Annotated in this window: 5 protein-coding genes and 1 pseudogene; 4 read left to right on the forward strand and 2 right to left on the reverse strand. The window is 62.1% G+C overall.

The annotated features are described in order from the left end of the window. Positions 1-58: 58 nt before the first annotated feature. Both K7W03_RS06030 and K7W03_RS06035 read right to left on the reverse strand, forming a co-directional pair. Complete coding sequence (locus tag K7W03_RS06030) at positions 59-3454, reverse strand: UvrD-helicase domain-containing protein (protein WP_222885787.1); 3396 nt, start codon at positions 3452-3454, stop codon at positions 59-61. Continuing rightward, the gene (locus tag K7W03_RS06035; RefSeq protein WP_222885788.1) at positions 3454-6063 is read right to left on the reverse strand and encodes a PD-(D/E)XK nuclease family protein; all 2610 of its coding nucleotides are present in this window, start codon (positions 6061-6063) and stop codon (positions 3454-3456) included. The genes K7W03_RS06030 and K7W03_RS06035 overlap by 1 nt, the downstream gene beginning before the upstream one ends. Positions 6064-6369: 306 nt before the next feature. On the opposite strand from K7W03_RS06035, the gene K7W03_RS06040 reads away from it, so the two are divergent. The 4 genes and pseudogenes from K7W03_RS06040 to K7W03_RS06055 form a co-directional block, all read left to right on the forward strand. Next, positions 6370-7053, forward strand: coding sequence for a hypothetical protein (locus K7W03_RS06040; RefSeq protein ID WP_222885789.1), 684 nt, complete (start codon positions 6370-6372; stop codon positions 7051-7053). Beyond that, positions 7050-8066, forward strand: coding sequence for a hypothetical protein (locus tag K7W03_RS06045; protein WP_222885790.1), 1017 nt, complete (start codon positions 7050-7052; stop codon positions 8064-8066). Before K7W03_RS06040 ends, K7W03_RS06045 begins: the two co-directional genes overlap by 4 nt. Positions 8067-8074: 8 nt before the next feature. Next, on the forward strand, positions 8075-9079 hold the full coding sequence (locus tag K7W03_RS06050; protein ID WP_226869740.1) for a helix-turn-helix transcriptional regulator: 1005 nt from the start codon (positions 8075-8077) through the stop codon (positions 9077-9079). A gap of 87 nt (positions 9080-9166) precedes the next feature. Continuing rightward, positions 9167-9265: pseudogene (locus K7W03_RS06055) on the forward strand (transposase); the annotation flags it as partial. Positions 9266-9311: the final 46 nt, after the last annotated feature.

Consider the following 9311-nt stretch of genomic DNA (forward strand, 5'->3'; position numbering starts at 1 on the left):
ATGCTTCTTCGGGACATACTTGGAAGGGCAGGGCAGCGAGGTCAGGTTCTCGGCTCGATCATGGCGTCGAGCCGACGCTGGATGGCGAGACCTCGATAATCTCACCCCTCGTCATCAGGACGATCATTCCGCGTTCGGCGCCAGTCATGTCGAGATAGGCTTGCACCTGACCTCTGTAGTGCTCGAGCGACACGGCATCGGGCGCTACATCGCTCTTCCAATCCACGATCGTTCCCGGCTTGCCCTCAGGCGTCAGGGTGAGGGCGTCAGCAATTCCGGAGGTCGCATATTCATGCCCATCTTCGGTGTGGCTCGCAAACACCGGGAACTCGGCTATCAGCTCTCCGCGTACTGCCGCAATCGGATCAAGCTTGAGTGTCTTGTCGACGCAACTGGCCACTTCCTCGGCGGACAGGCCTGTCGTGGCATTGCTGACCGCAGTTCGGCCGAACTGAACGATTAATTCCTTCGCTCGTTCGGTCAGCGAACCAAGGTCGTCGAAGGTTTCACCCGTCAGAACCTCCTCCATCAGCTTGTGGAGGATCAGGCCCCGCTCACGGCTGCCTTGAATGGCGAGCTGTGGCGGGAGCTCCTGAGGTTGCCTGTCATCGGAGTCTGTCCAGAGGTCTGGTTCCTCCGAGACGACGACGGGGCCGGAGGTATTTTCGCTGCGGCTCGGGGCGAGCCAGGTCAGATGGACCTGTCGTTGCCGGATTTCTTCAGCTTCCGCCGCAAATATCTCTCGCGTCTGCGCATTGCCCACTTCCCCTGCTGGCGATGGTGCGCGCTCTGGCAGTTCGCCGGGATCGATGGCTGGAAGCTCGGCAAGCGAAAGGTCGAGCAGGCTTATCCATGCCGACTTCGATGGTGAGACATCGAGACGAGGAAGTATCAGCAATTGCCGCGCCCGCGTGGCCGCCACGTACCATAGACGTATCCGTTCCCGATCCAGCTCGAGCTTCTCAGCCTCGATCGCCGCTTCGTGGCCCTCGGGGGGCACGCCGAAGATCGGGCAATAGAATGTGTCCGACTGGCGATCTGTCACCGCGCTGTCGGGAGCCATGACCCCCGTCATGGTGTTGATGGGAATGACGACAGGCCATTCCAAGCCCTTCGCCGCGTGCATCGTGAACAGCGAGATGGCTTCCTCTTGCGCGTCGGGACGACCTTCGACCGCTCGGGCCTCATCCTCCCACGCCGTTGTCATCGCCTCGGAAAATGACCGCAGGCCGCGCACCGCATATGCGGTCGCGAGATTGAGGTAGAGGTCGACATTGGCGAGCGCGCGCTCCGCCTGACCGCGATGACGCTCGACGAGAATGGGCCTGATGCGCAGGACATCAATCGCCTGCGACAGGAGTTCATGCGGCGTGGTGCTGTTCGCGCGCCGCGCAAGAGCCTGGAGTTTCACCAGGACCGCCCGTGCCAGATCGTGCGTGATGGTGTCAGCATCGACTGACAGGGTCAGACGCGGGATGCGCTCGGGTTCGCTCTCACTGCGCGGGAGCGCCCAGACAATATCGAGCAATTCTTCATCTGTAAGGCCGACCAATGGCCACCGAAGCAGGGCGCCCAGCGCCAAGGTGTCGCGACGATCAGCAAGGACACGGGTGACCGCGATCAAATCCTGGATTTCCTGACGACGGAAGAGCCCTTTGCCGGCTTGGGTCGCAACCGGGATACCGCGGCGTTCCAAAGCTTCTTCGTATCGCCATAGTTCGGCGCCTGTCGGCGCGAGCAAGGCGATGTCCCCCGGTTGGCAGACGCGCGGAGTACCTGTCCGGCGATCGACAATTTCCTGCCCGTCGATCAGCCGGGCGCAAAGGTCGGCAACTGCCTCGGCTTCACCGTCTCGTTGCTGCTCCACTTTCGCTTTGCCATCCTCGCCGGCAACCGCGACGTCGAGGGCGGCTACGCATACGCCTTCGGCGGGATCGGCGTGGAAGGCATCGAGGGCCGTGAAGCCTGGCTGACCATCGGCAGACAGAACAGCTTCGAAGCGCGCGTTGACGAAGGTCAGAATGGAAGCGCACGACCGGAAGTTGGTCGAGATAGAGAGCAAGCTTTCCTGACTGTGCGCGATAAACGCGCTGCGAGCCTGTACGTAGGCACCGACGTCGGCACCGCGAAAGCGGTAGATCGCCTGCTTCGGATCGCCCACGAGAAACAGCGCGCCCGGGCGGATTCGGAAATCCGCCCAATCGTCGCCTTCATGCTGCGGATCACCGCATAACCGCCAGAAGATCTCGGTCTGGAGCGGATCGGTGTCCTGGAACTCATCGACGAGGACGTGGGCAAAACGCTTGCCAAGCGCCTGGCGTACGGCCTCATGCCTGCGCAACAGGTCGCGCGCGGCATAGATCAGATCGTCGAAATCGAGCTGCGCGCTGGAACGCTTGTAATCCCGGTAACGCTCGAGGATTGGAGCGGCTTCTGAGACAAGCGCAGCCAGAACGTGGCCGGCAATCGCCTGCTGCATCGCAGCCCACGTCGCGCAGCATTTCACGTAGAGATCGTCGGCGGCGATGTTGAGCTGCTCACCATCGGCTTTGGACAAACCGGCCTGCTTCGCCGCTTCGACCCACTTGCCCTTCTTGCGATAAGCGGCAAATCCACCGGTCTTGGTGCAAACGTCCGGATGGGCGCGCGCAACCAGCAACTGAACAAGGCCCGCGGGTGATTGGGGTTCGGCAACCGCGGCTACCGCTTCTGCCATCTGCGCGAAGCCTGCTGCATAGGTGGCTGTCTCGGGCTCGTGGGCCGAAGCATTCTCTATGAAGTCGCCCAAGGCCGTGGCCGCCTGTTGGAATTCGGCCATGAGTGGAGCAAACGGGGAGGGCGCAGGTGCCTTGAGAGTTCGCCTGCTGCGCAAATTGGCCGCGATCTTGTGAAGCAGCTCGACCGTGCTCTTCGGATTGTAGAGCACCATTTCGGCAATGATGCCGCCGTGTTCGCCGGATAGCCGCTCTCGCAGCCAGCCATCGACGATTTCGAGAAACGCAAGGTCAGCCAGGTTCCGATCCATCACCGTCGCGCCAGGATCGATGTCTGCCTCAGCCGGGTAGGGCTTGATGAGGCGCTGGCAGAAGCCGTGAATCGTCGAGCAGGTGACTTCGTCGATCGCCGCGCTCGCGGTGACGAGATTGCTGCGCTGAGCATCGCTGAGGCCATCGGGAAGCGCGACTTTCAGCTCTGGCGCGATCCGACCTTCGCTCAACTCCGCGACAAACTCCCTGACCCGCGAGACCAATTCGCTTGCCGCCAGTTCGGTAAATGTCACCGCAGCGATGGCGCGCGGAGAGGTTCCCTCCGCGAGCATTACGGCGATACGCCCCGCCATAACCGCGGTTTTGCCCGAGCCAGCGCCGGCCTCGACAAGGATCGAGCGAGTATGCCGACCAATTGCATCGAAGCGGGCACCGTCGTCCTTCAGTTGCGCAGACATGGTCGTCATCACTCCGCCTCCCACACCTGAGCCGCATCGCCGAGCATGGCTGCCGCGATTGGACGCTTGCGTTTGCAGTAGGTCGGGCCGGCGTTCGCAGGCAGGGCGAAGGCGAGATCGTCGTAATCATCGCCGGTATCGGGGCCCGGGATTGCCAATCCGGATTGCAGGTTCGACCGGGCGGCAACGAGGTAGCCGGTGACCTCGGACAATACGGCGTCGGGATCGTCGAGCTGGAGGTCCAGGTTCTCCCGAGGATACAACAGCGAAGCGGTTATGCTCACATCCTCGCCGAGCAAGGATTTCACGGCGAAGCCATAGAGACAGCGTTGAAGCTCCTTGCCCCCGTTGAGGCGAATGGCCGACCGTGGTGCGCGTCCGGTCTTATAGTCTCGCACAATGGCGCGCTTGCCATCGTCAAGAATGTCGAGGCGGTCGATGTATCCCTTGATCGCAAAGCCTGCGCCGGGAATTTCGACCCTGGTGCTCGGATCCCAGGGAATGGCCCCGTCCGATTTGGCCGTAGATCCACCGAACGGCACCTCGGCAAAACTTTGCGCTCCCGCCAGTTCCTGATTGCCATAGGTCAGGGCATTGCTTGCCGTCATTCGAGCGTCTGAGAGCGTGCGTGTCCAGATGATCGCCGGCGGCACCGGACGTTCACTTTCCCAATCGGCCGCCACTCGGGCTGCGGCATTTTCGACCAATTCGTCGATAACCTGCGCCGTTGCGCTGCCGAGCCCGCCGGCGGCCTCGATGCTCTGGAGGGCGATGTCGAGCACCATGTGGACAAGGTCGCCCATTTCCAGCGGATCGAGCACCAACGGTTCGGCCCCGGCGTCAGGGGCGCTCCAGTGGAGTCCATAAACCCAGACAAAGCCGAGAGGGTTGCGGAGCAGGCGTCGCAGCGAACTGGCTGACTGCGTGCGATCGAGAACGGCCTGGATCAGGGGATGGTCTGGCCTCACCTTGCCATCGTGAGCGGTAATCTCCTCCCGCTTCCAATCCCGCCAGCAGGCCAAGGCGCTGACCGCTTGGGAATAGCCGCGAAACTCTTCCGTTCTGGCCATCAACCGATCGGTCTCGCTGAAGGCATGAAGCGGAACCGCATTGCGACGAAGATACATCTCGGTGCCAAGTCCGGCGAGCAGCGGACTACGTCCGAGGAGCCGGCCATCGCTGTCACGGCGGGCACGAGAAAGTACGAGCTGGCCGGATGTCGTCGCCATAATAGTCTCGAAATCGCGCCTATCCGCCTGGTTGATCGGAAGTGGATCGAGCACATGGGTTGGGATGATGTGATCGGGGATCAAGCGGTCTTCAGAAATGCCACGCGGCCAACGCGAGGAATTCAGGCCAATCAGACGGACAAACCGGCGCGGTGATGCGGCAAGAGCACTTGCGGGCATCCACGTAACCGAGACGCAGGAATCGAGGCCGTCATCCTGCTTCAGGTTTTCCAGCGAAGTGTCGATCGATGCGGCCGGGCCGGCCATGAGTGCCTTGCGCCAAATCGCGAGCGCGCGGCCTGAAAGAAAGGCCGGGCCGATTTCATCGGCAGCGTCGCATCCCTTTGCGAGCAGTTCGATCGCGAACTTGAGAGCAGCGGAATGGTCGTTTCCATCCGGCCAATCGTCGGCTGCGAGCCCCGACAACAACCGGTTCCATGCAGCAGATGTCGCCATCGGTGCATCGGTTGGCAAGACGCGCAACCACCCTTCGGGAAGGGCTGAGAGCGCGGCGCCATCCGAACAGAGTGCGGCGAGGCGCCGGATACGGGTCTGTGACAGACCGCGAACGAGAATGTCGGCAAGTGCCGCAGCGGCCTGACCATCGCGAGTCGTGACTGTCCGGACGCCATGGACAAAGTGCAGGTCGACGTTGGCATCGGACCGCAACGCCAGGAAATGATCGTCATATTCGGCAGGCGACGCCGCTGCGATTGCGATTTCGTGCGGGGCGACGTCGCCGGATGCCAGAAGAGACCGTGCCCAGCGCAACGCCTCGATCGCCTCGTGGAGACCCGAGGCGGCGCTTGCGAGGCTGACCTCGGGATGCTGGGCCGCAGCTTCGACTACCTTTATCGCGGATCCCGCCAACCAGGACGGAATCCGGCGCGGCCCGGCATTCCACGATACCGGAATCTCGGTCGCGAGCTCGATCAGCAATGGGCGCCAGCACGGCGATAGCTCGGTCAATCCCTCAACGGTCAGGGCGCCGAGCACCTTCTGAGAATGATGAATCCGGCTCCGCGCGCGGGCGACGACATCCATCGGCCTGAGCATTCCCGCAGGAAGTTCGGCCAAAACAGCAGCTTCGAGGTGGGCCAGCGCCTCTAGCCTGGGATGGTCTGCTGCGCGTGCGGAGAGGTCAATCCCGGCCCGCCAAACCTTGTGAAGAGTGTCGGCCGCAGCGTTGACCATGCCGGGGAGCGACTTGATGTTTTCCAACTCACCGAGCGGCGTCTTGGGGAGCACTGACTGCAACGTCGAACGAAGCGTTTCGTCGTCAATCGGCTTGATGAAGCCTCCGGCCAACCGCACCGCTGCCTGCTCGAAGGACATGATCTGGGTGCCATGATGCCGATCGCGCGCAGCAAGCAGCCGCTCGCAGCGCATGGCATGTCTTCCGTGGCACACAATAGTTGAGCGACAAGCAGCATTCACAATCGATTTCCTTCTGACAAGCAGTCAGCAAACTAAATGATCTTGCTACGCCGACTTGGCGCACAGAATCGTGAATCTTGTGACTATTGGCAGCCCCCTACGAGTACCGCTCATACAAGCCTTTTGATGATCGGATGCAAGGTGCCCGAACGGCAGTTTCATCGGATTCAAGCTTGCTGCGACCGGTTCTGTCGTGGAGACAGTCTCCAAGGTCCGACCGGAAGTCCGGATTCGGCCGAGGGGCGGCGGGGGAAATTCATGGGATTGTTCAACCGGATCTTTGCCGGGCAAAAGATCGACGAATGGGCGTCCGATTACACCCTCGTCGCTGCGAGAACGCTCAATCAGGTTGCGGCCGATCTGATCGTGTCTGCCGAAGATGAGATCGCCAAGGTCGGTCTGAAAGACGGGCTGTTCAGCCAAGCCACCTTCATCCAGGAGCGTATCGCGCCAATGGTGCGATCTGTGGCGGAACCCGTCGCCATCGAGATCCTCGACGAGGCGAACACGGCTCTGCTTGAACTGGTTGAGGAGCAGGCCGTTTGGGTGCGGGGGCCAGAGCATGCGGAGGAACCGGAAGGTGCCTTCGAGGGGGCAAGGGATGTCGCGGCGGCCGCGGTTCCGTTGGCCGCGGGGGTGGCTACCGCTGCTGCCCTTCCATTCGCAGCCGTGACGACCACGACGGCCTGGCTCGGGTTGGTGACCACCACAGCTATAAGTTGGCCGGTGGTGCTGGGCGGAGGTGCCCTTGCCGGATTGGGTCTTGCTACCGGCGTCTTTAACACAGCTAAGATACGCGATCGCACGTTGGTCCGTCTGCGAAAGCGGGTGCGAGGGTTCATCGTCGCCTCGTTGATCGACGGAAGCGAACAGTCTCCTGCAATCCTGCAGCAACTCGCGACCGAATTTAACCGAGCCGCCAAGCGGGCGAAGGCCCTGTGATCGGCTCGCTTGCCAACACGCTGCTGCGTGAGATTCCCGGTCACCTTCTGGCCGGCGTTGCCTCGGGCGAATACCGCGTCTCGGGCTCCATCATCCAGTCCGTCACCTCGGGAAGGATCGTCGGGCATTTGCAAGAGACCTCGGCGCTCTCTTCGTTGCTGAGTTCCGGCCCCCTGGGGTTGCCCCAGTTGGCGCTCGAGGCCGTGAGCGTCGTCCAGAACGAACAGATCAAAGCTGCGATCGCGGTGGTTCAGTCGCTGCAGGTCGCCAACCTCGCATTGAGCGGCATATCGATTGGGGTGTCGATTGCGGGAACCGCCCTGCTTGCCCGTCGGATCGCGCGCGTTGAGCAGAAGGTCGATGCCATCCGTCCCGGACTAGCAGCGATTGCACGAGGGATTGAGGGTTTGCGAACCGAGCGAATTGCGGAAGATTTTACACGGCTTCGCACTCTGGCCGACCAGGTCGAGGAAGCATGGCTTCCATCCGCGACCCACACCGAATGGACGGCTATTGCCCGCGATTCCCATTTTCTCGCAGACAGCTTCGAACGCCGTGCCCGTGACCTTGACGATGCCAGTGATCGTCTTTGTGGCGAACCCTTCGTGGATGCGTATGCATTGGCTTCGGGACTGCGCATTACCGCGAGGTTGGCCGCAGGCCAGGATGACATGGCGCGTCAGGCCGCTACGGCGCGTACCCACACGCTTCTGGCGCTTGGCGAGCCCGTGCGCCTTGGCCGGTTGGCCCTCGCAGCTTCGCCAGACCATGACCTGGCGGCAACGCCGCAGTGGCAAGAGCGAATGGATCAGCGAACCGAAGACTTTCGCACCATCGTCAAATCAGCGCGCGAACGCGAACTCGCCGCGGCCGCCAGCGTGGAGACGCTGGAAGAATTGGCAAGGCAGGAGATTTCCGGACGCGACTGGCTGGAAGCCTCGCGATCCGAGGACAGCAGCCCTCTGCTATTCCTGCCGGTAGGGCCCTTCGACCTGCAAGGGGAAACGCCGTGACCCAGAGGATGGCCAAGCTCGATCGCACGCTGAAGCTCGTTCATATGCTGTGCGACAGCGGGGAAGGCCTGACCCTGGGCGAGATGGCTGCCGGGCTCGGGGTTACCAGGCGAACCGCCGAGCGCCTGCGCGACGTGATCGCGCTTCATTTCGATGTCGTCGAGGACAGCGATGGACGAACCAAACGTTTTCGCATTCGAGACGCGCTTAGGCGGGTGTACACGCGTCCCACGGCTGCCGAGATCGCGGCACTCCAGGCTGAAGCCGACGCTCGCAATCGCGAGATGGCACCTCAGGCAGCACTGCTCTCCAGCCTGCTCGACAAGACAAAAGCTGCATTGGATGATCGCGAGAAGCGAAGGGTCGATCCGGACCTGGAAGCCTTGGTCCGCCTTCAGCGCAGCAGGGTTCCCGCCGGGCCGGCCGTCGTCGCCGACCCGGAAAATCTGGCCGCTATCCAGGGCGCCATCATGGCAGGGCAATGTGTGGAATTCGATTATCGCGCCGATGGGTCTGATCTCCCACGATGGCGCCGCGTGATACCCTTTGGCCTTGTGCATGGTCCGATCACGTACCTGATTGGCAAAATGCCCGATCGCGATGCCGACCCAGTGCCCTTCCGTCTGGATCGGATGAACAACGTGCGTGCGGCAAACACGTCGGGACTACCTCCAGAGGATTGGGACCTCGACCGGTGGCTGTCACAAAGCTTTGGCATCTGGCGGGAGGAAGATCACGCAGTCGTGTTGCGCGTGCTCCCATCCTCCGTCGAACGCGCACGGCAATGGCGCTTCCATCCGGCTCAGGAACTGGAAGAAACGGCTGAGGGCCTAATCGTAAGGTTCAGGGCTGGCGGTCTTCGCGAAATTGCCGAGCATCTTTTTACATGGGGCGGGGAGGTTGTGATTGAAGGCCCCGACGCGCTCCAATCGGTTATGCGAGAGCGATTGGAGGCGGCCAGCGCATCCCTGCGACCGCTTTTGACGCAGCATGATGTTAGCTCAGGGGCATGAGAAAACCCGACTCTGTTTCTGCGCTCGCTGAGTAGCCCCTAGATTTCTGGACGCCTTCGATCCTAATTTTGAGGGCAGGAGGCGATGATGGGGAAGCCCAATTTCAGCGACGAGTTCAAGCGTGATGCGGTGGCCCAGGTCACCGAGCGTGGATATCCGGTAGCCGAGGTCTCGCAGCGGCTCGGCGAGGTCGAAGAGCGACGGCGCTCGGCCTGAGCCTGCCCGCGTTGTT

This window comes from Sphingobium sp. PNB (assembly GCF_019873065.1).
Lineage (GTDB): Bacteria > Pseudomonadota > Alphaproteobacteria > Sphingomonadales > Sphingomonadaceae > Sphingobium > Sphingobium fuliginis.

Excerpts from the sequence above, each read along its gene's own strand:
- K7W03_RS06030 (WP_222885787.1), bottom strand. The coding sequence starts at position 3,454 with ATGACGACCATGTCTGCGCAACTGAAGGACGACGGTGCCCGCTTCGAT.
- K7W03_RS06035 (WP_222885788.1), bottom strand. The coding sequence starts at position 6,063 with ATGCGCTGCGAGCGGCTGCTTGCTGCGCGCGATCGGCATCATGGCACC.
- K7W03_RS06040 (WP_222885789.1), top strand. The coding sequence starts at position 6,370 with ATGGGATTGTTCAACCGGATCTTTGCCGGGCAAAAGATCGACGAATGG.
- K7W03_RS06050 (WP_226869740.1), top strand. The coding sequence starts at position 8,075 with ATGGCCAAGCTCGATCGCACGCTGAAGCTCGTTCATATGCTGTGCGAC.